The 21,706-nt window shown below is 63.3% G+C and carries 17 protein-coding genes; 13 read left to right on the top strand and 4 right to left on the bottom strand.

Features of this window, described 5'->3' with window-relative positions; all coding sequences use genetic code 11:
* Window positions 1-260 precede the first annotated feature (260 nt).
* Window positions 261-6,287 carry an alpha-2-macroglobulin family protein gene (locus C5P05_RS28340; protein WP_114973228.1) on the bottom strand — a complete coding sequence of 2,009 codons (6,027 nt, stop codon included), beginning with the start codon at window positions 6,285-6,287 and terminating at the stop codon, window positions 261-263.
* A 283-nt stretch (window positions 6,288-6,570) separates the two neighbouring features.
* On the opposite strand from C5P05_RS28340, the gene C5P05_RS28335 reads away from it, so the two are divergent.
* From C5P05_RS28335 to C5P05_RS28310, 6 genes are read left to right on the top strand one after another with little or no spacing between them, the layout of a single operon-like run.
* Window positions 6,571-7,689 carry a sugar ABC transporter substrate-binding protein gene (locus tag C5P05_RS28335; RefSeq protein WP_114973200.1) on the top strand — a complete coding sequence of 373 codons (1,119 nt, stop codon included), beginning with the start codon at window positions 6,571-6,573 and terminating at the stop codon, window positions 7,687-7,689.
* Window position 7,690: 1 nt separating this feature from the next.
* Window positions 7,691-9,232, top strand: coding sequence for a sugar ABC transporter ATP-binding protein (locus C5P05_RS28330; RefSeq protein ID WP_198674893.1), 1,542 nt, complete (start codon window positions 7,691-7,693; stop codon window positions 9,230-9,232).
* A gap of 59 nt (window positions 9,233-9,291) precedes the next feature.
* Window positions 9,292-10,215 (top strand): ABC transporter permease, encoded by a 924-nt coding sequence (locus C5P05_RS28325; RefSeq protein WP_114973226.1) that lies wholly within the window; start codon window positions 9,292-9,294, stop codon window positions 10,213-10,215.
* 50 nt (window positions 10,216-10,265) lie between these two features.
* Entirely contained in the window at window positions 10,266-11,195 is a 930-nt protein-coding gene (locus tag C5P05_RS28320) for an ABC transporter permease (protein ID WP_232834691.1), read from the top strand.
* Between the two features lie 28 nt (window positions 11,196-11,223).
* A complete protein-coding gene (locus C5P05_RS28315; RefSeq protein ID WP_114973198.1) occupies window positions 11,224-12,189 on the top strand; it encodes an SMP-30/gluconolactonase/LRE family protein in 966 nt (321 codons plus the stop codon).
* 26 nt (window positions 12,190-12,215) lie between these two features.
* Window positions 12,216-12,971 carry an SDR family NAD(P)-dependent oxidoreductase gene (locus C5P05_RS28310; protein ID WP_114973197.1) on the top strand — a complete coding sequence of 252 codons (756 nt, stop codon included), beginning with the start codon at window positions 12,216-12,218 and terminating at the stop codon, window positions 12,969-12,971.
* 16 nt (window positions 12,972-12,987) lie between these two features.
* Here the strand turns inward: C5P05_RS28310 and C5P05_RS28305 are convergent, their stop codons facing one another.
* From C5P05_RS28305 to C5P05_RS28295, 3 genes are read right to left on the bottom strand one after another with little or no spacing between them, the layout of a single operon-like run.
* A complete protein-coding gene (locus C5P05_RS28305; RefSeq protein WP_114973196.1) occupies window positions 12,988-14,055 on the bottom strand; it encodes a DUF3616 domain-containing protein in 1,068 nt (355 codons plus the stop codon).
* Window positions 14,052-14,849: an anti-sigma factor gene (locus C5P05_RS28300; protein ID WP_114973195.1), complete on the bottom strand. Its 798-nt coding sequence runs from the start codon at window positions 14,847-14,849 to the stop codon at window positions 14,052-14,054. Before C5P05_RS28300 ends, C5P05_RS28305 begins: the two co-directional genes overlap by 4 nt.
* Before the next feature lie 10 nt (window positions 14,850-14,859).
* A complete protein-coding gene (locus C5P05_RS28295) occupies window positions 14,860-15,447 on the bottom strand; it encodes an RNA polymerase sigma factor (RefSeq protein WP_114973194.1) in 588 nt (195 codons plus the stop codon).
* A 195-nt stretch (window positions 15,448-15,642) separates the two neighbouring features.
* Between C5P05_RS28295 and C5P05_RS28290 the strand changes: the two genes are divergently transcribed.
* The 7 genes from C5P05_RS28290 (at window position 15,643) to C5P05_RS28260 (ending at window position 21,657) form a co-directional block, all read left to right on the top strand.
* On the top strand, window positions 15,643-16,239 hold the full coding sequence (locus C5P05_RS28290) for a ferritin-like domain-containing protein (RefSeq protein WP_114973193.1): 597 nt from the start codon (window positions 15,643-15,645) through the stop codon (window positions 16,237-16,239).
* 29 nt (window positions 16,240-16,268) lie between these two features.
* Entirely contained in the window at window positions 16,269-16,664 is a 396-nt protein-coding gene (locus tag C5P05_RS28285) for a c-type cytochrome (RefSeq protein ID WP_157979471.1), read from the top strand.
* A gap of 69 nt (window positions 16,665-16,733) precedes the next feature.
* A complete protein-coding gene (locus tag C5P05_RS28280) occupies window positions 16,734-17,282 on the top strand; it encodes a DUF3455 domain-containing protein (RefSeq protein ID WP_114973191.1) in 549 nt (182 codons plus the stop codon).
* A 73-nt stretch (window positions 17,283-17,355) separates the two neighbouring features.
* Window positions 17,356-18,942 (top strand): DUF4331 domain-containing protein, encoded by a 1,587-nt coding sequence (locus C5P05_RS28275; RefSeq protein WP_114973190.1) that lies wholly within the window; start codon window positions 17,356-17,358, stop codon window positions 18,940-18,942.
* Between the two features lie 22 nt (window positions 18,943-18,964).
* A complete protein-coding gene (locus C5P05_RS28270) occupies window positions 18,965-19,216 on the top strand; it encodes a hypothetical protein (RefSeq protein WP_114973189.1) in 252 nt (83 codons plus the stop codon).
* 3 nt (window positions 19,217-19,219) lie between these two features.
* Complete coding sequence (locus tag C5P05_RS28265) at window positions 19,220-20,407, top strand: hypothetical protein (RefSeq protein ID WP_114973188.1); 1,188 nt, start codon at window positions 19,220-19,222, stop codon at window positions 20,405-20,407.
* Window positions 20,407-21,657: a HupE/UreJ family protein gene (locus C5P05_RS28260; RefSeq protein WP_114973187.1), complete on the top strand. Its 1,251-nt coding sequence runs from the start codon at window positions 20,407-20,409 to the stop codon at window positions 21,655-21,657. Before C5P05_RS28265 ends, C5P05_RS28260 begins: the two co-directional genes overlap by 1 nt.
* Window positions 21,658-21,706 lie beyond the last annotated feature (49 nt).

The raw sequence follows: 21,706 nt of genomic DNA, 5'->3' as shown, positions 1-21,706 counted from the left end.
GCTGGGTCTGCCAAGATTGGTCACAGCCGCGGTTTCCTCCATCGAGGTTTATACGACGCCCACCCGCGTCAGTAGGCAAAGCAATGTTGAACGCCTGCACGGGCGGGCATCCTACAAACCTTAACTTGAAGTGAAGTTCGTCCGTCAAATCGAGTCGCCGCATTGCGGACATCCACACCTCGAGATTTGCGTTTCTGAATCTCAGCTTTTCGGCGGTGAATTCACACAGCCGAATGTCCAGTTTGGTCGTAACCGCCCCCTCACTTCGCCGCCTCGACCTTAACCTTGGCATTCGGCGCCTCCCCAAACATCTCCGGCGCATACATGGCCTCGACGCGTGACGGCGGCAGCGAGAACTCGCCCACGTTGTTCAACCGGATGGTGTATTCCATTTTCACGACCCCCTTGGGCAGGTATTCGTAATAGCTGCGGAATGACTCGAAACTGCGCTCTTCAAATGCCGGCCAGCCCGCGCCCGTTCGCTTCTCGCCTTGCGTGGCAATCGCCGAATCGCGCCCCAGGCCGCTGCCCAGGATGGTGGCGCCGCCCGGTACCGGGTCGGTGATCACGGCCCAGGTCATGTCGGCCGAGGCGTTCACCTCCAGCGTGATGCGCAGCACGTCGCCGCGGGTGTAGCTACCTGCAGGCAGCGCCTTGTTGGCCTGCTCGACGGGTGTGATGGTTTTCTTGATCTGGTAGCCGGCGTTGAACGCCTCCTTCAACTGGATGGCCGCCACCGACTGCAGCGTCAGCCAGGGCTTGCCGGAGCCTTGGTGGGTGACGCTCAGGGTGTCCTTCGCCGCCGTCTTGCCCCAGGGCAGGAACATGGTGTTGTTGCGCAGATTGCCGGGTGCGGCGGGTGCGCCGAACCAGGTGGTCTGGTGCGGGGCGCCGGAGGCGTCGGTGGTTTTGATGCGGTCGACTTTGCTCCAGTCCACGCTGGCGGTGCCTGCGCTGCTGGCGCTTGCCGCGTTCGTCATGCTGGCCTTGGTCGTGCCCGCTACCGCCACCGCTTCAAATTTGGCTGAAAACTTCTCCAGCGCCAGCCCGCCCCACAGGTTGGCCGTGGTGGTGTGCCAGGCGCCATGCTGCTGGCGGCCGATGAAGCCGTTGGCGAGACGCCCCATGTCGTCTTTCCAGGCCGGGTCGTCCATCACGGCCAGCATCAGGCGCGCGGTGTTGACGTCGCCGTTTTGCATCAGCCACCACCAGTAATCGTCTTTCTCGGTGGAGAAGATCATCTTCGTGCCCTGGTAGCTGATGCGCGAACGCAGGATCTGATTCGCCTCAGCCATGCGCTTGTCGCGGTCCGGTACATCTTGCACACGCTTGAGGATGTTGAGCCAGTCAATCACCGCGTGGGTCGGCCACTGATTCGGCGCCAGGGTGATGCTCGCCAGCATGCGGCCCTGCGCCTTGCCGTAGCGCGACAGGGCTTCCAGCGCGGCGAGTTTGCGCACGTCCAGATCCTTGCGCGGGCTCCAGAACTCGCGCTGGATGCGTCCCTCCACAAACGCGATCAGGCCGCGCTCCATCGGCGCGCGCACTTCGTCGCTCAGGGCAAAGGCGGGGGCCAATGTAGCGGCCTCATGTGTGCTGGCGAGCAGATAAGCGGTGAGCGTGTCGCTGCCCCGGCTGGCTTCGCCATCGCGTGGCGGAAAGTAGCTGGCCAGGCCGTCGCTGTCGAGGTAGCTGGGGATTTGATTGAGCACGGTTTGCCACAGCACTCCTGAGCGCAGGCCCACCGACTTGCTGGTTTTTTGCTCCAGGCAGGCAAAGGGGTAATTGGCAAACCAGTCGCGCACGCCCGGCATGCCCTCGGCCAGCTTGGGTTGCAGTGCCAGCTTCAGGCCACCACGGCCGGGCAAGGCATCGGCCGGCGGGTTCACGTCCAGCGAAAACGGGCCGTCGATTTGCACCAACGTGGCCTGCTGCACCGTGAGCGGCACGGCAGGGATGATGCGCTGGCGGGCCTTCAAGGCATCGCGGGCACCGGTCACCGTGTCTTTTGCTTCGATCTCCCACAGGATGGCCTCGGAGCGAATTTGCGCCAGTTGCGCCGGTGCCGTCACCATCCAGGCCACTTCGCGTGCATCCTCGGCCGGAATGTCCACCGTTTGTGGTTTCAAATCCAGCAGCGTGGCGCGCGGTGTCACCTCCACTTTCATCGCCTGCTTGGTGGTGTTTCGCACAGTGATCTGCGCGCGGAACTGGTCATCCTCGCGCACCAGCGGCGGCAGTCCGCTGATGATCTGCAAATCCTGCGTGGCGCGGATCGAGGTTTGCCCGGTGCCAAACAGGCCGGTAGACGCATCAGCCACCGCCACAATTTTGAAGGTGGTGAGGGCGTCGTTCAGGGGCACGGTCACCACGGCCTGGCCCTTGGCGTCCAGTTGCACTTTTGGGTTCCACAGCAGCAGCGTGTCCAGCAGCTCGCGCGTGCCGCTGCGGCCGCCACCGCCGCCGGCCGCCACGGCCTTGCGCCCATAGTGGCGGCGGCCAATGATTTCCATTTGCGCCGTCGACGTTTCCACGCCCCAGGCACGGCGTTGCAGCATGGCGTCCAGCAGACTCCAGCTGGTGTTGGGCATCAGCTCCAGCAGCGCCTGATCAACGGCGGCCAGCGCCACTTCGGCATTCGCGGCGGGTTGGCCGTTCGGCAGTTTGACTTGAATAGTGACTTTGGCCTGGGTGCGCACGGCGTAGCTTTCCTTGTCGGCCTTCACGCTGACATCCAGCTGGTGTGCCTTGGTGCCGACCCGGATTTCAGCCAGACCGAGGCGGAAGGCGGGCTTGCTCAAATCGACCAGGGCGGTAGGCGCCACGTACTCGCGACCCTCGTACCAGAACGAGGTCCACCACTCACGCGGCGCCTTGAAACCCCAGGTGAAAAAGCTGTACCAGGGCACCTCGCGCAAGCGCCCGCGCAGGGCCAGTACGCTCACGTACACATTCGGCCCCCAACCTTCCTTGATCTTCAGTTGAATCGTCGGGTCTTGCCCGTTGAGCTGCACCACCTGCGTTTCCACAATGCCCTCGCGCTCCACCGCCACCAGGGCGGTAGCAAAACGGAAGGGCATGCGCACCTGGAAGCGGGCGGTCTCGCCGGGCTGGTAGCTTTTCTTCTCCGGCAGCACGTCCATGCGGTCATGGTTTTCGCCGCCGAACCACAGCTCGCCCTGTTTGGTGACATAGACAGAACTGGCGGCCTGAATGCTGTTGCCGGCTGCATCTTTGGCCGTGACCACCAGCTCTATCTCGCCCGGCTCACCCAAACTGGTTCCGCACAGGAGCAGGCCGCGCGAATCGCTCTTGCCACTGCAGACCGAGCCCAGCTCTTTGAGCGTGGTTTTGTTGTCGTAGGTGTAAAAACCGCCGACCATGCGCTTGCGGCTGGTGGTGACGATGCGCGCCGTGGCTTTGACTTCCAGCGGCACGCCGGCCAGCACTTTGCCGCTCAGGTCCAGCGCCAGCGCCTGGAATTTGATCTTCTGGCTGCTCGATACCCAGCCCTCGGTCTTGATGCCGGCGACCACACCGGCCGGCCACAAGGTGTTGACGCTGCGGATGGTTTGCACTTCGCCATTCGGGTCGGCGTAAGTGGCTTCCAGCAGCAGCTCCTGCGGTTGCCGCGCCGTGGGAACCTGGTCGAGGTTGAGCTTGCCGGCGCCGTTCTTGTCCAAGGTCAGCGGCAGCTTGTCGGCAATCACGCGGGCGTCTTGGCTGGCGTTGACTTCCTCTTCGCCCTCGGTGCTTGTCTCACGCTGGCCGCGTGGCGGCGAGAAGCTGAAGGCGTCAAAGTCGCTGTAACTCAAGTATTTGCCGCGCACCAGTGCTGACACGCGCACGGGTAGATTCACCGCGCCGCCCCCGGCGACGTAGTTGATCTGCACATCGAGCGGGGCCGACTTCACATTGACCAGCGCTTTCTTCTCGGTGGGTGTGACGCGGCCTTCGAACACCGGCAGGCGGAATTCTTCAACACGGAACTGGCCGGTGCTGAAGCTGCGCTGATGCTCCCCACGTTCGTCCGCGCGCAGCGTCACCTCGTACACACCAAGCTTGGCGGCAGGCGGTATCGCAAACGTGCTCTCGGCGCTTTGGCCGCCGGTGGCGGTCTTGCGCCAGGCCAGGGCTTGGGTGTACTGCTGACCGCTGCCGACATGGGTGACGACCAGCGTGACGGGTTGCGTCCCGGCCAAGCCAAAGCCCTGAGAAGTCTCGGTGCGCAGGATGTGCTTCATGGACACGGTTTCGCCGGCCCGTAACAGGGTACGGTCAAAGATCGTGTGCGCCCGTTCGTCGGGACGGACCTCGCGGCTGGTGGGCACGTTGAAGCGCCACGGCTCGATGCCGCGGTGCCAGTCGCTCCAGGTGAAGCTCATGTCCTCCACGCTGTCTTTGCTCTTGCCGCTGTCGCTGCCGCGCTGCAAGGCGCGGGCGCTGACAAAGTAGGCCTGGCTATAGCTGCCGTCACCTGAGCAAGTGGGTGCGACGGGCGCGATGCCGGTCAGGCTGGCGATGCCCTGGGCATTGGTGGTGGCGGTGGCCACCTCGCGGCCGTGGCAATCCGATACCCGCACCTTCGCATTGGCCACCGGCTGCCCTTTGTCCAGCGTGGTGACCCAGGCCAGCGCGTTCTCGCGCCCGAGCTTGAAATGCACGCCCAGGTTGGTTACCAGCGCCGAGGTGCGCACGTACATGGTTCGCGACTCGCCGTGGCGTTCGTCCAGCAGCGAGGTGCCCAGCTTTTGCGAGGCGATCTCCACCACATGAAAGCCCGGTGACAGCGGGATGCCCACCACCTCAAAAGGGCGCGGGTCGTTGTTGGCGGGCTTGGGTAAATCCAGTGTCTTGACGCCGGTTTGGCCTTGCAGCAAAGACACCATGCGGCTTTGCACCTCGTTCATGTCGCGCGCTTCCAGTACCTTGGGCAGCGAGCCTTTCACGTCGACGGCGGCCTGGCGGCGCGACACGGTGTAGTCGTCATAGCGCTGCACTTTGTGGAACCAGGCAATGATGTCGGCGTCCGTGCCCGGCTTGAAATCGCTGACCTTGCCACCAGCCGCGGCCCGGCTCTGCGCCGCTTGCGCTGACGTGGGGTTCAGCCCTTTGACCTGCAGCGCAGCTTCCACATTGCGCAGGGTCACCGGCAGCAGGGCAGGGGTGTCGATCTTGGCATTGGGCTCGGCAAAGCGCTCCACAATGCCAAACGGCGCCGCCGCAAACTTGGCCAGTGGCGGCATGGCGCCGGTGGCGAGCTTGAGGGGGAAACCGTCGGCATTGCGTAGCGGGCGGTTGGAGGCGTCTTTGAAGTCCCTGGGCAACTCCAGCGTGAACTTTGTCTGTTCCGGAAAAATGAGGTTGAACGACACGCTGTTCACCACGTTGTCACCGTCGCTGTCTTCCTTGTCGAACGTGGGTTTGAAGGTGTCCTTGTCGGATTTCAGGCGGATGCCCTCGGCCAGTTTTCGCGGCACCGGCGCGTTGAAGTTCAGGCTCATGGGCCGGATCGGCAGGCAGGCTGATTGGGCGTTTTCGCGTTCACAGCTGAAGCTGGCGGTAAAAGGCTCGCGCACCTGAAAGTTGAAGCGCTTTTCAACCGAATTGACTACGCCGTTGGGTGTGCCACCGGCGGCGGGGGTGGCGACGCCAATGCCGTACACCAGCTGCACCTTGGCTTCAGCGCTCAGGCGCCGGTTACAGGCCAGGGTCACGATGCTCAAGGGCGCTTTCTCGGCGGCCCGCTCCAAGTTTTGCGACTTCAGCAGCGCCGCGCGGTCCTTGCCCTCGATGAGACGCACCGCCACGCGCTCGCCCAGGCCGTCGACGGCACACCACACATGGGCCTGCACGCTGGCCGGCGTGGCGTCACCGTTGAGCTGCAGGATGAAGAATTGCTCTTCGTCAATGCGGCTGCCCTCATACGGGCGAATCTGCTGCACAAACGGTCCTCCACTATTGAATTTATAGCTGGTAGCGCCCGTCAGATGGGCGCCAGAGGCCGATTTGATGCCTGAACGAGCCTGCAGCGAGCAGGCGATACCGGGCGGCAGGTCGCGCTCGAAATCAAAAGCCCATTGGCGGTCATTGATCCAGCGCCCGGAGCCCTGGGTGGCTTGGGCGTCACTGCAACTGAGACTCAAGGGCGCCGGGGCCTTGGGGTCGCCGAAGTTGACGGCGCTTTCATCAAACTTGACCACCACCTGGCGCACCCGTGCCACTTCGCCCTGGGGCGAGAGGCTGGTGATCTGGAAGGCATGGGCGGCGCAGGCTGTGGCTGCCATACAGCAAGCGATGAAGAAATTTTTGGTTTTCACACAATTCCCTTGATTCGATCACTCGATTATTCAATGGTCAGCGGTCGGCGGGCTGGTTGGTATTGAACTTTCGCCGAGAAAAAAACGCATCGTTCTTTGATATTTCAGGGGGTAGCCCTAACAATTCACGGGCCAGGAGGCTTGTATTGGCGCCCGTAATTCGTAAACTTATTCGGCCAATTCTTGGGTTCTGTCGAGTTCCTTGTCGCCTGAATGGCAGTCGAGTTTCTAAACGAGCAAAGGAGATAGCATGCTGTACCGCACTCGTATCGCCGCAGCCGTGGGCCTGCTGGCCGCCGGCTTTTCGCTGGCCGCGCCCAATATTGTTCCCGGCCCCAGTTCTGACCCGGCTTGCTACAAGCCTTGGGACGCCAAGACTCAGTTCTTCCAGTGGCCCGCCAAGAAGGGGCCTTACCGCATTGCCTTGGCCAACGGCTTCGTCGGCAACACCTGGCGAATCCAGATGATCAAGACGGCCAAGGCGTACGCCGAGCAACCCGGCGTCAAGGCCAACTTGAAAGAATTCAAGGTCGTCTCGACCGGAGAAGACCTGCCTGCGCAGATCGCCGCCGCGAACAACTTCATTGACGCGGGCTACGACGCGGTCATCGTCAACGCGCTCAATCCGGCCGCGTTTGCCCCGGTGGCCAGAAAGGCCAAGGCGGCTGGTGTCATCTTGCTGTCCTTCGACAACGTGATTGAGTCGCCCGACAATGTGATCGTGAACGTGGATCAAGTCGATCTTGGCCGCGTCGCGGCCCGCTGGCTGCTCAAGGAAATCAAGGCCGATAGCGGCAAGATTCTTGAGGTTCGCGGTGTGTCCGGCAACTCGGTTGACCGAGATCGTCACGACGGCTTCCATGACGTCCTGAAGAAGTCAGGCAAGAACTTCGAAGTGGTGGAAGTGATTGGCAAATGGGACGATGGCACCGGCCAGAAGGCCGCCGCCGACGCGATCGCCATTCACAAGACCTTTGCCGGCGTCTACACCCAGGGTGGCTCGGCCGGCGCGGTCCAGGCGATGCTGGATGCCAAACATCCGATGGTCCCGGTCGCTGGGGAGACTGAAAATGGCTTCCGAAAGCTGTGCGACAAGTACGCCGCGCAAGGTCTGCATTGTTCTTCGGCGGGAACCGGCCCGGCCCAGGTCGCAGTGACCATCAAGGCGGCCATATCGGCGCTTCAAGGCGAAAAAATACCGCAGGCCATCGCCTTGCCCATGTCCCTGGTCGAATACCCCAATTTGAAGAAGGGGGTGGATTTCTATCCGGATCTGGCCGACAACTTCTTCGTCGGGAATTCATTTGACGCCTGCAAGATTGGCTTTACGGCGCAAGAAATCATGGGTAAGACGGAAACCAATCAGTAGCATGAGTCCGTTGCTGCGCATGCAGGGTGTGTCCAAGCGCTACAGCGGGGTTCGGGCGCTTGAGAACGCAGGTCTTGAGTGCGGGCGGGGGCGAATTCACGCCGTTCTGGGTGAGAACGGCGCTGGCAAGTCGACCCTTATCAAGGTGATGTCCGGCGTTGTCATCCCCGATGCCGGCCGCATCGAGTTCGACGGCCAGCCCATCGTGCTCGATGGCCCGGCGTCGGCGAGCCGGGCGGGGATCGTCAGTGTGTTCCAGGAACTGTCGCTCATGCCGGACTTAAGTGTCGCGGACAACATCGGCATTACCAATCCCCCGCGGAGGTTCGGTTTTATCGACCAGCGCGCGCAGCGTCGCCTCGCGGAACAGGCCTTGGCACGGGTCGGTTGTGAGGACGTCCATCCTTTGGCCCTGGTTCGCGACTTGCCGTTGTCTCGCCGTCAGATGGTCGAAATTGCCAAGGCCGTCGGGCGCAAGCCGAAGCTCATGATCCTGGACGAGGCTACTTCGGCACTCACGGCGGCGGACGTGCAGCGCGTGTTCGCGCTGCTCAAGCAGCTGCGCGACGAGGGGCTCGCCATTGTCTACATCTCGCACCGCATGTCGGAGATCGACGAACTCGCCGATGATTGCTCTGTCTATCGCAATGGGCGACATGTCGCCTCCTTCACGGCGGGTACCAAGACCTCCGATGAGATCGTGGAAATGATGATTGGGCGCGAGGTGAGCCATGCGTTTCCACCCAAGCCCGCATCGCGCGGCGCGGCCGATGGCTCTGCGCAAAAGGTGGATGACGGCAAGCCGCCGACACTGGATGTGAAACACCTGAACTGGGGCGGGCGCCTGCACGACATTGACCTGTCGGTGCGCGCCGGCGAGATCGTCGGTCTGGGTGGCCTGGACGGGCAGGGGCAACGCGAATTCTTCTTTGCGCTGTTTGGTGTGCTGCGCGGCGTCAGCGGCCAGATTCAGATCGACGGCAGGACGATCACGGTCGATAGCCCCCGGGCCGCCAAGCAGGCCGACATCGGCATCGCGCTGGTGCCAGAGGACCGCAAGACCGACGGCCTGATGCTGCCCATGAGTGTGCGCGACAACCTGACCTTCGCCGCGCTGGAGCGCTTGAGCCTTGCCGGTGTGATCCGCTTTGCCGACGAGGCCCGGGCGACTGCGGAGATGGTTAACCGGCTGTCCATCAAGGTGCCGGACACCGCCGATGCCGTCAGCACGCTATCTGGGGGCAACCAGCAGAAGGTGGTGATTGGCAAGTGGTTGCTCAATGCGCCGCGTGTGATGTTGCTCAACGACCCGACGCGCGGCATTGATGTCGGCACCAAGCAGGATATCTACCGGCTGTTGCGAAAACTGGCGGACGACGGGGTGGCGGTGCTTTTGTATTCCACCGACTACGCCGAGCTGATTGGATGTTGCGACCGCGTGGCCGTGTTCTTTGACGGCCGCGTGGTGTGCTGGCTGCAAGGCGACGATATGACCGAACACGCGCTGGTCGCCAGCGCGCTCAACCTCGGTGTTACGGTTTGAATCGGCAGGAATTTCGTTTTCACTTTCGTGAGCATCGTGGCGCGTTTGCGGCGGCTGCCATGTTTGTCCTGATCTTTGCGCTGTACATCGCCAAGTACCAGACGGGCTGGACGGTGCCGGTGATTACGACGGCGGCCAACAAAGGCGTGTTGTTGGCCATCGTGGCGATGGCGCAGACCCTGCCGGTGCTGACCGCCGGAATCGATTTGTCGGTGGGCATGGTATTCGTGCTGGCCAATTGCCTGGCCTCCCATCTGGTGGTTGGCACGCCGGCGCAGGCGACGCTGGGTGTGCTGGTCGTCATGGCTATGGGCGCCCTGTGCGGGCTGATCAATGGCGTCATCATTGTCTATGGGCGCCTGCAGCCCATCATCACCACGATCGCCACCGGCACCGTCTATTTCGGTCTTGCGCTGGCCCTGCGGCCGGTGCCTGGCGGCAATGTGCAGGAGGCTCTCGCCGAGGCCTTGACCGGCGCGCAGCTGGGTGGTGTTCCGTCGTCGCTGTTGCTGTTGGCATTGGTGGTCGCCGTCATCTGGGTGCCCTACCGAAGCTCGGTGATCGGCCGCTCGGCGTTGGCCATCGGCTCGGCTGAGGGTGCCGCCTATATGTCCGGCGTGCCGATCGGCCGGGCGAAGATCACCGCTTACACGCTCTCGGGGCTGCTGGCGGCGATCGGTGGCCTGTTATTGACCTTCATCACCTATTCGGGCGAAGCCTCGGTGTCGCTTGGCGGTACCTATACGCTGAACTCAATCGCGGCCGTGGTGATCGGCGGCACCTCTCTGGCCGGTGGTGCAGGCAGTGCCATTGGCTCCATCTTTGGCGCTTTCGTATTGCGTACGATCGGCGACCTTCTGTTCGTGTTCGATCTTGACCCGCTGTGGCAACCGCTCTTCCAGGGGGTTATCCTGCTGTTTGCGGTCAGCCTGGGTTCTTTGCAGTTGCTGAAACTGCGCAACCGACTCGATCTCTTCAAGTGAGTGGGCGGCCTATGACAGAGCTTCTTTTTTGGCTCCGAAAATCAGGGCACATGCCCGTGGTGGCCGCGGCCCTGAGCTCGCTGGTGCTGGTGTTGCTGGGCAGCCTTTATTCGAGTAACTTCCTGTCGGCCGGCTACCTGCTGTTGCAGCTGCAAATCGCCTCTTTTCTCGGTGTTGTTGCCACCGGCGCGATGCTCGTCATCCTGCTCGGGGGTATCGACCTCTCGGTGCCCTGGGTTGTCACCGTCGGCGGGGTGATGTCGGCGGCAGCGGCCGGTTGGTGGGGCGGCGCCGGGGCGAACATTGCCATCCCGTTCGGTATTGCCTGCGGTGCGCTGTGCGGCCTGGTCAACGGCATTGGCGTGGCTTATCTGAGGGTGCCGTCGATGATCTTCACGCTCGGCGTCAACGCGGTGGCGCAGGGCCTGGTTGTCGTGCGCACTGGTGGCTTTGCGCCGCAGGACCGCGCGACGCCGGCGATGCATTTGATCGCCACCGGTCGCTCGTTTCTGGGCCTACCCAATGCCTTGCTGGTGTGGATCGTGATCGGCGCCGCAACGGTTTTTCTGTTGCATCGCACGACGATGGGCCGCGCCATTTACGCCGTGGGCAACGGTGAGCGCGTGGCCTACCTGTCAGGTGTCGATACGCGGCGCGTCACGCTGCTTTGCTTCGTGATTGCCGGCGCATGCTCGGCGGCGGTCGGCGTGCTGCTGACAGGTTACTCGACCAAGGCCTACCAGGCGATGGGCGAAGCCTATCTGTTGCCGGCGATTACGGCGGTCGTGCTGGGCGGCACCAACATCCTCGGCGGTCGAGGTTCGTATCTGGGTACGGTGGTCGGCGTCGTGTTGATCACACTGCTGCAGTCCATCCTGTCGGTGATCCAGATCCCCGACATGGTTCGACAGATTATTTATGGCACGATCATCATCGGCATGCTGCTGATTTATGGCCGCGGGCGGCGCGTGTCCGAGTGAAGACTGAGCACAATGGGAGGAGAACGGTATGGGTGCATGGCTGAGCAATAGCTTCGAGCTGATCGACCCGCGCTTCAGGGCTTTGGCCTTTTCGAACGTGCAGGTCGAGAAGCTGTACACAGGCTGCCGCTGGGCCGAGGGGCCCGCCTGGTTTGCGGCAGGCCGTTATCTGCTGTGGTCCGACATACCGAACGACCGAACCCTGCGCTGGGACGGGACCGACGGTTCGGTATCGGTATTCCAGCAGCCGGCGATGAACACCAATGGCAACACAGTGGACCTCCAAGGCCGGTTGGTGTCGTGCGAGCACCTCGGACGGTGCGTGTCGCGGATCGAGCATGACGGTCGACGCATTGTGCTGGCCGAGCGCTACGAGGGCAAGCGCTTCAATTCGCCCAACGACGTGGTCGTCAAGTCCGACGGCAGTATCTGGTTCACGGACCCGAGCTACGGCATTGATTCCGACTACGAAGGTGCGGCGGCACCGAGCGAGATCGGGGCTTGCAACGTGTACCGCCTCGACCCGGTGAGCGGGCGGGTCGCCATCGTTGCCAGCGACTTTGTGCAGCCCAACGGGCTGGCGTTCTCCCCCGACGAGTCGCTGCTGTACATCGCCGACACCGGCGCCACCCATCAGACGAACGGGCCGCACCATGTGCGCTGTTTCAAGGTCTCGGGGGACAGTGCGGCGATCTCTGGCGGTGAGGTGTTTGCCACCTGTCCTGTGGGCCTGTACGATGGCTTGCGCGTCGATGTCGATGGCAACCTGTGGCTGTCGGCGGGTGACGGCGTGCACTGCCATTCAAGCGACGGCACGCTGCTGGGCAAGATACTGATTCCCGAAACGGTGGCCAACGTGTGTTTCGGGGGGGCCAAGCTCAATCGCTTGTTTATCTGCGGCACCACGTCTTTGTATTCGGTTTTCCTGAACACCCGTGCCGCGCCGCGCGGGCACTACGGCGCGCCGATCCTGCGAGGTGAGCCGCTTGTGTAAGGTGCAAAGCTTGAAAGGATTTCAAAATGGATGATCTGAAAGGCAAAGTCGTTCTGGTGACCGGTGCTTCCACCGGCATCGGTGCCGCCTGTGCCAAAGCCTTCGGCGCGCGCGGCTGCAAAGTGGTGGTGCATTTCAACAGGTCCCAGGCCAGCGCAACGGAGGTGGGCACGGTGATCGAAAATGCCGGCGGCGAGGCGCTGCTGGTCCAGGCCGATCTTCGTCACACCATCGATTGCGAACGTGTGGTGACGGAAACGGTCAAACGCTTCAACCGGATAGATGTGTTGATCAACAACGCCGGTGCTTTGGTGAAGCGTGTACCCATCACGGATATTAGCGATGAGATATTCGACGATATCGTGGGCCTGAACGTGCGCTCCATGCTGATGTGCACAAAATACGCCGTGCCTCATATGGCAACAGGCAGCGCCATCATCAATCTGACCAGTATCGCCGCGCGCAACGGCGGTGGGCCGGGCGCCGGCCTGTATGCAGGCTCCAAGGGCTTTGTCAGCACGGTGACCAAGAGCCTTGCCAAGGAACTGGCGGGCCGGCAGATTCGGGTCAATGCAGTGGCGCCTGGTGTGATCACAACGCCTTTTCATGACAAGTATTCGACGGCAGAACAACTCGACGCCATGCGCCTGACGATTCCTATGGGTCGTCTCGGCACGGCCGACGAATGCGTCGGCGCTTTCCTCTACCTCGCGTCCAATTCCCTGTCCAGCTACGTCACCGGGCAGATCATCGAGATCAATGGCGGACAGTACATGCCTTGATCGGCACGGCCCTTGTTCATCGGGGAATCGTGAAGACCAAGGGTCCGCCGTCGCACATGCCGTCCGATAACACCAACAGCTTGTAGGCCTGTGGCGTTTCCTCCAACACGGTGAGCGCTTCGGGTTTGGTCTGCACATCGCATTTGCGCAGTTTGACGCCGCTGATGTCAAGCGTGGCCAACAGCTTGGGCTGAACCACATTCGGGCTGTATTTGCCGTCCCATAGCGAGACGGTCCAACCCACGCCTTGACTGGCCGCGTCATCATCCGGGCCCGCCAGCAGCAAGACCCCGGTCTTGACGGCAACCATGTCGCGGATGCCACGCCGTTCGCCCAGAGCAATCCGGGTTACTGTCGCCTGGGGTGCGCCGCTATCAAAAAATGCGTCGGCATCCACCGCCAGCACATTTGCGGCACCCTGGATGGCCGGGCCACGAAAACCAAAATACAGGCGGCCCGCCTGGATGGCCAAACCTTCTATGTTGACGCCTTGTTGCCCGGAACCCAGGCACTGGCGTTCCCCCACATGCGCCTGGAGCTCAGGCTGCGACTGCATGATCTGCCACAAGCGCCCGCTGTCGGCATAGTCCACCAGCGCAGCCTGCGCAGCGCCTGGTGGCGAGCGCAAGGCACGACCCGTGGCGGGGTCCAGCCGAAAGCGAATGACGTGGCGACTGTCGGGGTTGCTACTGCAGTCGGAGCGTTTGGCAGAGTGTGAGCCGGTGACATAAAAATAATGCCCATCCGTGGCCGCAGCTTCGGCATCCAGTTCGCCCCCGATCGCGGAAAACAGCAGCGGCTCGGGATCGATCACCAGCGAATTTTCACCGACATGGGCGTAGCGTGCCTGCGCACCTTCGTCAAACACCATGAGGCAAATGCGCTGCTGCTTTGCGTCCCGCGTGCAGGCCAAACCGCTCAGGGACTGGCGGGTCTTGTGTGCCTTTTTCTTTTTCAGGTCAAATTGAAAACCAGCGCCACTGTCCCACGGCCCGGCAGTGGGTTTGACCAAGGGCGGCGAGAGTTGCGCAAAGGCCTGAACAGCCACCAGTGCCAGCGCGATGCCAATGGCTGCATACCTCATAGCACGGTTTGAATCAGCGCGCCCTTGAATAGCACCGGCCCGGTGGGGCCGCCCGCACTGGGCACGCCGCCCTTGGGCTCCAGGCTGATGGCCAGCGTGGGCACTTCACGCACATCGCCTTCAGCGGCGGTCAGGCGCAATACCTTGTCGCTACCCAACACACCCAGCGATTTGGGTCCGCCTGTCGGCGGCAAGGCCCACAGCTGCAGAGACCGGTCGACTGGCTCCTGGAAGCTGCCCACGCGCTGCAGGGTGAGCTTGTTGTTTTTCGGGTCGAACGTGACCAGCATGGACGCGGCGGACTTGTCGTCGGCCAGCACGGCAACGTAGTCAATTTGCGGTGTGCTTTGCAGCCTGGCTTGCAGCTGCTGAATCTCGCCACCCAGCTGCTCACGCAGATTCAGGCCAGTCACCACGGCCAGCACGGTCGCCAGCGCGCCTGCGGCCGCCACACCGCGCCACAAGCTGAGGCTGCGCAGCCAGCCGCCCGGGCCGGCACGGGCGCTGGTCGTTTCCCGCGTGGAAGCCTGCCGTGCGGCCTGCATGGTTTGCGCATCCAGCTGGCCTCGCAGCAGGTTGTCGATGCGCGTCCACACCGCCGGGCTGGGCGCTGATTGCGGCTGGAGTTCATTCATGCTGGCCAGGCGGGTTTGCCACACCAGCGCGGCCGCCCGCAGCGGGGCTTGCTCGCGCGCCAGTGCCTCAAACCGGCGCCGTGCGCCACCCCGCAAGGTGCCCAGTGCATAGCTGCTGGCCAGGCGGTCCAGCAACTCGGGCTTGTTGATCAGGTTCAAAAGTGGGTCCTCACGCAAATCGGGCCATACACATGCGCAGCTGCTCCAGCCCGCGCCGGATCCAGGTCTTGACGGTGCCCAGCGGCAGCTTAAGTTGCCGGGCCAGTTCACCGTGGCTGAGGTCGCGCACATAGGCCAGGCTGAGCACTTCGCGCTGGCGGTTCTCAAGCTGCTCCAAACACCGGTGCAAGGCCCAGGCCTGCTCGCTGGCCTGGGCGGTGTCCATGGGGCAGGGTGAATCCCCGGCCAGGGTGTCCGCCATGACCTCGTCAAGTTCTTGGGTCAGGTGACTGCGCTCGGCGGCGCGGCGGCGCAAAAAATCCAGCCCGCGGCTGCGCACGATCAGACCCAGCCAGGCCATCGGCGGACTCAGGGAGGCCCGGTAGTCACCGGCGGAGCGCCAGATGTTGAGAAACGATTCCTGCAACACGTCTTCGGCCCACTCCCGGTTGCTGACCACGCGAATGGCCAGGCCGAAAAGTTTCGACGAGCAGCGCTCATACAAAGCCTTGAGCGCCGCCGGGTCGTGCTCGGCCACACGGTCAAGGAGTCTGATCAGCTCGGCATCGGGAGCGGCATCGGGAGTTGCAGGGGTCATGGCGTGATTGTCGGAGATTCGTTATGCGGTGAATACGGTCTTCAGGGTCAATCGGATTCAACCTTGCGAATACCCAATTAATTTTTATGGATAGTTTGAATCCAGTTCGCACCCGGCCTGCGTATTCAGCGCGTCGGATGAGTATTTCTTCCGATAGCGGCAACCCGCCCTTAACCCAACTCGAAGGAAATCACCATGAAATCTGTTGTTCAAACTCTCTGCGCTCCCAGCATCGTTTCATCACGCCGTGTCTTCATGGGCCGCACCGGCACGCTGTCTGCCGTGGCCGTGGCCTTGCTGGCGGGTAAAGATGTGCTGGCGCAAGGCATGGGTGGCGACATCTCCAAGGACGTCGGCATTCTCAATGTGGCGCTCGGCCTGGAGCATGAAGCCATCAATGCCTACCAGCTCGGCGCCGGCAGCGGCCTGCTGCAAAAACCGGTGCTCGACATTGCCCTGCAGTTCCAGGGCCACCACAAAGGCCATCGCGACGCCTTGATCGCCACCATCCAGAAAATGGGGGGCATGCCGGTGGCCGAGAAAAAGCTGGACGACTACGCCATGGCCTTGAAGGCCGACATGCTGCGCAACCAGGCCGATGTGCTGGACCTGGCCGCCCGCCTGGAGCTGGGCGCCACCAATGCCTATCTGGGCGTGATTCCGGCTTTTGGCAGCAAGGACTTGAGCAAAGTGGCGGCGCGCCTGGCCGCCGACGAGACCATGCACTTCACCGTGTTGACCAGCGCGCTGGGGCGCCCCTTGCCCGCTGGCGCATTGACTTTTGGTGCCTGATGAACGGGCGCCCACACCGGACCGGGTATATGGGGCGGCTCCCGCGCCAGGCCCTGGCAGCGGCCTGGGGACTGTCACTCGTGTTGCTGATGCCGGCGCACGCGCAGAGCGGATCGGTGGCCAAGGGCCAGGTGATTTTTGAATCGCGCTGCGCCGCCTGCCACAGCCTGGACGCCAACCGTGTGGGCCCGGCCCTGGGCAGCGTGTTGGGCCGGGTGGCGGGCAAGGCAGCGGACTTCAGTTATTCAAAAGCGCTGGGCGCGGCCTCGCATGTATGGGACCGCGACAAGTTGCTGGCCTGGCTTGAGAACCCGGAATCGCTTGTGCCCGGCCAGGCCATGGGCTACCGCGTCGAGACGCTCGATGACCGGCTGGATGTGGTTGCTTATCTGGGCGCCCGGGCAAAGAAAGAGGCCGCGAAATGAGCGGGCTCGGGCCTCTTCACAGTGCAAGTCTGATTTGAATTTTTACTGTTTATCAAGGAGTTACTGATCATGAAAAATCGCAGCATTTTGGCGCTGATCGCCGTTGCCGGCCTGTCGGCTTGCGCGACACAAGGCGGCTCAAGCATGGCGCCGTTTTCACAAGCCGGTCTGCCGGATGCCGTCCAGGTTCCGGCGGGCCACAACGTGGCCATGCAGACCATGGCCAGCGGTGACATCACCTACCAGTGCCGGGTCAAAAAAGACATGGCCGGCCAGTTTGAATGGGTGTTTGTCGGGCCTGACGCCGGCCTGAATGACCGCCGTGGCAAACGCGTGGGCAAATATTACGGACCACCCGCCACCTGGGAGAGCCTGGACGGCTCCCGGGTTAGCGGCGCGCAAGTGGCGGTGGCACCCGCAGGCGCGGGCCGCATTCCCCTGCAACTGGTCAAGGCCAATCCGGCCATGGGCATGGGCGCGATGCAAGGCGTGAGCTACATCCAGCGCGTCAATACACAAGGCGGCGTGGCCCCCGCATCACCTTGCGACGTCGCCACGCTGGATCAGAAACAGACCGTGAAATACACGGCCGACTACATCTTCTGGCGTGCGTTGTGATTTTGAATCCATTTCAAAACCGACCGCGTATTACGCAAGCAGCAAGCGCTGCAACCTAACCTGGAGAATCATCATGACAATGAAACTGACTCACATGACCAAGGCTTGCCTCTTGGTCGTCGCGGCGGGCAGCGCCATGGCGTCCAGCCACCGCGAAGCACCGTTCATCACCACCAGCCCCAAGGTCGATGGCACGGATTTCTACATGTTCCGAAGTTATGAAGGCATCGCGGCCAACGGCACTGGCGGGCGCGCCGACTACGTCACCTTGCTGGCCAACTACCAGCCGCTGCAGAACGCTTATGGCGGGCCCAATTATTTCTCGCTGGACCCCAACGCCTTGTACGAAATCCATATCGACAACAACGGCGACGCCAAGGAAGACATCAGCTTCCAGTTCCGCTTCAAGAATGCGCTCAAGTCCATCCCCCTGGGCATTGGTTCGGCCAGTGTTCCGATTCCGCTGATCCAGGCCGGCGCGGTCAGCACCCTCAATGATGCCAACCTGAATGTCAACGAAACCTATACCGTCAACGTCATGCGCAGTGACCGGCGCCGAGGCTCTTCAGGTGCGGTCATGAAGACCGGTGGCGGCGCGACCTTTGAAAAGCCGGTTGACAACATCGGATCGAAGACGATTGCGGACTACCCCAGTTATGCCGCCAAGCATATTCACACGGTCACGATACCCGGCTGTCCGGCCGGCAAAGACCAGGGCCGGGTGTTTGTGGGGCAGCGCCAGGAAGGTTTTGCCGTCAACCTGGGCACTATTTTTGACCTGGTCAACGCGCCCGCAGCCTTCCTGCTCGACCCGGCCAACAAAGATGCGGTCGGCCGGGGCGGCCAGCACGAGGTGCAAAAAACCAACGTCACCACGCTGGCGCTGGAAGTGCACAAAGACTGCCTGACTGCCGGTGCTGAGCCGGTCATCGGTGGCTGGACCACCGGCAGTTTGCGCCAGGGGCGTTTGCTTGATGGCAAACCGGGCTCCGGCAACGACAAGGCTGAAAAAGTCGGTGGAGCCTGGGTGCAAGTCTCGCGCCTGGGCAACCCGTTGGTCAACGAGGTGGTGATAGGTCTGCCCGACAAAGACAAATTCAACGCCTCCAGCCCGAAGGACGACGCGCAGTTTTTGAGTTATGTCACCAACCCGACTCTGCCGGCCCTGCTGGGCCTGGTGCTGGGCGCTACCGTGGCCCCCACCAATCTGCCCCGTACCGATCTGGCGACCGTCTTCCTGACGGGCATCACCGGGGTCAACAAGCCGGCGACAAACCCCAAGCCGTCCGAGATGCTGCGTTTGAACACGGCGATTGCGCCCGTGCCATTCGCCAGCCAGAACCGGCTCGGTGTGGCCGGCAACGCGCTGGCGGGCGGCACCGACAATGCCGGCTTTCCGAACGGGCGCCGGCCCAAGGATGACGTCGTGGATATCGCGCTGGTGGCCATGCTTGGCGGCTTGTGCGTGATCAATGGCGACACCGACGCGCTGAAGCTCAACAGCGTGCCAGGCGTTCCGAGCCTCACCTCGGCCTGCAAGCCCTCCAGCGTGCCGCTGGGCGCGAGCGCGGCCAATATCCACGACGGCGTGGACCAGGCCACAGTTCCTTTCCTGCCTGCATTCCCGTACCTGAATACGCCGAATTCCGGCTCCGACTGAACGTCATAACGAAGGAGACATCATGAGACAACTCAATTCAAGACTGCTGCTGAGCGCCGTGGCGGCTGCCGTATTCGTCGCCGGTTGTGGTGGCGGCGGAGACGGGGCAGACGTCGTGGCCGCTGACCCGCCGGCGCCAAGCGGGCCCAGCACCCTGCAGTCGATCGACTTCATCAAAAACATGATTGCCAGCGAGAGCGAAAACAGCGACCCGCATGACCTTGACGCCATCACACTGGCGGTCGATGACACGGCGGATCCCGTGGCGCTTTGAACCATGTCAAGCGTGTCCCGCTTCTGCCAATGGCTGGTCCCCGTCCTGGCGCTCCTCGCGCATTCGAGCGTGCTGGCGGTGACGGCGCTGCAGCCTATGCAGGATGACGAGGTGCTGGAGGTGCTGCCGGCTGTCACGCGCAGTCGTCCGCCACGGGCGGCGGCGGCCCCCCAGCGGGCAGACCCTGCGACGCTGGCGCGGCAGGCGCGCGAGGACATCGCCGTGGCCAGGCAGACCGGCGACACGCGTTATTGGGGGCGCGCACAGGCGGTGCTGGCGCGCTGGTGGGATAGCCCGGACGCGCCGGTGGATTTGGCGGTCCTGCAAGCCACGGTGCAGCAGGGGCGGCATGAATTTGAGGCCTCGCGCAAAGTCCTTGTCACCGCCTTGGCGCGTGCCCCCGGCCACGCCCAAGGCTGGCTCAATCTGGCGGCGCTGGAGCGGCTCTCGGCGCGTTACGCCGAGGCCCTGGCGGCCTGCGACGCTGTGGCACGCGCCGGGCAGGCCTTGTATGCCGCAGCATGCCGGCTGGAAACACAGTCATTGCAAGGGCAGCACCGGCTTGCGGTGCAGGGCCTGCAGGCGCTGATCGCGCAAACCGCGGACACCAGCCGACGCAGCTGGTTGTTGTCCTTGCTGGCCGAAAGCCAGGAACGTGCGGGCCGTGACCGTGTCGCCGCAGACACGTACCTACGCAGCCTCGCGCTGGAGGCCGACCTCTACACCGCTATCGCCTACAGCGATCTGCTGCTGCGCGGCGGCCAAGCGTCCGACGCCCTGCAGGTTTTGGCGACCTTGCCGGAGACGGATGCCGTGGTCTTGCGCCGGGCTGCTGCCTGGCGCCGACTGGGCGACGCGCGCTGGAACGGCGCGCGTACCCTGCTGCAGGCGCGCGTTGCCGAGCTTGAACGTCGGGGCGACGACCCGGCCCTGCATGGCCGTGAGTTGGCCCTGGCCGCCCTGTGGCTGGACGATGACGCGCCGCGCGCGCTGACCCTGGCACGGGACAATCTGCTGTTGCAGCGCGAGCCGCTGGACTGGTGGGTGGCGCTGCAAAGCGCGCGCCGCGCCCAAGACCTTGCGGCCCTGGCCGAGTTCGAGCACGCTATCCGCGCCGCTGGATTGCAGGATGTTCGCCTCTCCCCAGCCCGGCCAGCGAGCTCGCCGCCCGTCGCCAGGAGGGCCAAGTGATGGGCGCGAGAAAATTCCTGCTGTTTATTTCCTGCCTGCTGGCGCTGGGCAGTGGATCGGCGCTGGCGCACAAAGGCAGCGATGCTTATCTCGATGTCCAGCAGGTCAACCCGGCGGGACCGGCTGTGGGGAGCGGCGGCGCCGCGTTGCGCGACTATCGGTTTTTGCTGGCGGTGGCGATCAAGGACCTCGACTTGCTGTTGCCTATCGATGCCAATGCCGATGGCAAGGTGACCTGGGGCGAAACAAAAGCTGCCCGGCCCTTGGTGGAGGAGCTGCTCAACGAGGCCGCGAATACCGAACTGCCTGCGGGCTTGCGAACCGCTGACCCGGACGGCGCGTCCGGGTGTCGCCTGACCTGGCAACTCGACGGCGTGGACCGGCGCAGTGACGGCGTTTATCTGCGCATGGTGGCGAGCGCGCGCTGCCCGGTCGCGCAAACGCTGGCTTTTCACTACCGCCTGTTCAGGAATCAGGATGCCAGCCATCGCCTGCTGGTGGCCGGCCGTATTGCCGGCCAGGATCTGCTGACCACCACCTCGCCGCAACAAGCCACACCATTGCTCCTGAGCCCGGGCGCTTATCGCGGGCCGGACCCGGCGGCGCGGCCGCTGGCGTCGTCTTCCAGTCGCTGGTTCGTGTCGCGCGACTACTTCAGCCTGGGTGTGCACCATTTGCTGGAGGGTTATGACCACCTCGCGTTTCTGCTGGCGCTGGTGCTGCCCTTGCGCCTGGGCCTGTTCGCTGCAGCACCACGCGCCTTGCCCGCTGTCGCTGCTGTTGCCCGCGGCCAGGCGGCCAGCGTCTGGTGGGTTTTGCTGCGCACGGTGACGGCCTTCACGATCGGCCACTCCATTACCTTGATGCTGGCCACTTTCGGCTGGACGCAGGCGTCACCGCGCTGGGTGGAGCCAGCGATCGCCTTGTCGATTGCCGTTACCGCGCTGCTGAATTTGCGCCCGCTGCCGTGGCTACGCACCGATGTGCTGGCCCTGTTGTTTGGCCTGGTACATGGCTACGGCTTTGCCGGCCTGCTGCTGGAGGCCGCCGCGCCCACCGGCCTGCTGCCCTGGGCGCTGGCCGGATTTAATGTGGGCGTGGAAGCCGGGCAACTGCTGGCCGTCAGTGGCTGGGTGCTGCTTTCGCAAGCGCTGGTCGGCCGACGCTGGTATCCCGGCGTGGTGGTACGCGGCGGCTCGGTATTGCTGGTCTTGCTGGCGGTGTGGTGGTTCTGGCAGCGTGTGGGGTGATGCTCGCGAATTTATATTGGTTTCATAATGGGCCTCCAAAGCAGGTGTT

The sequence above is a fragment of the Rhodoferax ferrireducens genome (genome assembly GCF_003347515.1).
In the GTDB taxonomy this organism is placed as follows: Bacteria; Pseudomonadota; Gammaproteobacteria; order Burkholderiales; family Burkholderiaceae_C; genus Rhodoferax.
Note: the sequence above shows the minus strand (reverse complement) of the source record. Positions and strands in the feature narration are given on the sequence as shown.

What these genes read in the sequence shown, in the direction of transcription:
- C5P05_RS28340 (WP_114973228.1), bottom strand. Translation starts at nt 6,287, where the DNA reads ATGGCAGCCACAGCCTGCGCCGCCCATGCCTTCCAGATCACCAGCCTC.
- C5P05_RS28335 (WP_114973200.1), top strand. Translation starts at nt 6,571, where the DNA reads ATGCTGTACCGCACTCGTATCGCCGCAGCCGTGGGCCTGCTGGCCGCC.
- C5P05_RS28330 (WP_198674893.1), top strand. Translation starts at nt 7,691, where the DNA reads ATGAGTCCGTTGCTGCGCATGCAGGGTGTGTCCAAGCGCTACAGCGGG.
- C5P05_RS28325 (WP_114973226.1), top strand. Translation starts at nt 9,292, where the DNA reads ATGTTTGTCCTGATCTTTGCGCTGTACATCGCCAAGTACCAGACGGGC.
- C5P05_RS28320 (WP_232834691.1), top strand. Translation starts at nt 10,266, where the DNA reads ATGCCCGTGGTGGCCGCGGCCCTGAGCTCGCTGGTGCTGGTGTTGCTG.
- C5P05_RS28315 (WP_114973198.1), top strand. Translation starts at nt 11,224, where the DNA reads ATGGGTGCATGGCTGAGCAATAGCTTCGAGCTGATCGACCCGCGCTTC.
- C5P05_RS28310 (WP_114973197.1), top strand. Translation starts at nt 12,216, where the DNA reads ATGGATGATCTGAAAGGCAAAGTCGTTCTGGTGACCGGTGCTTCCACC.
- C5P05_RS28305 (WP_114973196.1), bottom strand. Translation starts at nt 14,055, where the DNA reads ATGAGGTATGCAGCCATTGGCATCGCGCTGGCACTGGTGGCTGTTCAG.
- C5P05_RS28295 (WP_114973194.1), bottom strand. Translation starts at nt 15,447, where the DNA reads ATGACCCCTGCAACTCCCGATGCCGCTCCCGATGCCGAGCTGATCAGA.
- C5P05_RS28290 (WP_114973193.1), top strand. Translation starts at nt 15,643, where the DNA reads ATGAAATCTGTTGTTCAAACTCTCTGCGCTCCCAGCATCGTTTCATCA.
- C5P05_RS28285 (WP_157979471.1), top strand. Translation starts at nt 16,269, where the DNA reads ATGGGGCGGCTCCCGCGCCAGGCCCTGGCAGCGGCCTGGGGACTGTCA.
- C5P05_RS28280 (WP_114973191.1), top strand. Translation starts at nt 16,734, where the DNA reads ATGAAAAATCGCAGCATTTTGGCGCTGATCGCCGTTGCCGGCCTGTCG.
- C5P05_RS28275 (WP_114973190.1), top strand. Translation starts at nt 17,356, where the DNA reads ATGACAATGAAACTGACTCACATGACCAAGGCTTGCCTCTTGGTCGTC.
- C5P05_RS28270 (WP_114973189.1), top strand. Translation starts at nt 18,965, where the DNA reads ATGAGACAACTCAATTCAAGACTGCTGCTGAGCGCCGTGGCGGCTGCC.
- C5P05_RS28265 (WP_114973188.1), top strand. Translation starts at nt 19,220, where the DNA reads ATGTCAAGCGTGTCCCGCTTCTGCCAATGGCTGGTCCCCGTCCTGGCG.
- C5P05_RS28260 (WP_114973187.1), top strand. Translation starts at nt 20,407, where the DNA reads ATGGGCGCGAGAAAATTCCTGCTGTTTATTTCCTGCCTGCTGGCGCTG.